Origin of the sequence: Bacillus hominis, assembly GCF_018332515.1 — a bacterium.
Taxonomy (GTDB): Bacteria; Bacillota; Bacilli; order Bacillales; family Bacillaceae_G; genus Bacillus_A; species Bacillus_A hominis.
On the sequence record NZ_BOQD01000595.1, the window covers coordinates 1 to 329 of the forward strand.

General features: G+C 29.5%; 1 protein-coding gene. It reads right to left on the reverse strand.

Going from position 1 to position 329, the window contains the following annotated elements:
- Window positions 1–197 precede the first annotated feature (197 nt).
- The coding region (locus KI356_RS27530) for a glyoxalase superfamily protein (protein ID WP_238486257.1) at window positions 198–329 on the reverse strand (132 nt) is incomplete at its 5' end.

Sequence of the window (329 nt, forward strand, 5' to 3'; positions counted from 1 at the left end):
AATAAAGTTAATAAATGTTTGACCTCTCCTAATTCATGTACATATGGATGATCAGTAGTTACTGCTACTGATCTATTTTTTTGCAACGCATTATATAAAAGAGTAGTTCATTATTTTACGAACTACTCTTTATTCTCTTCACCAAATCCTTAACTCCACTGTCCAATCTAATAAAGAATTTTTTAGTACTTCTAGTCCTAAACTCGTTCCTCATAAAATATTATTCTATTTAAAAACGGATCAATCACAGTTAATTCAATTGTATCCCAAGGCGTTCTCTCTATATCAGGTTTTGAATACGCATATTCTTTACTTGATAAAATAGCATA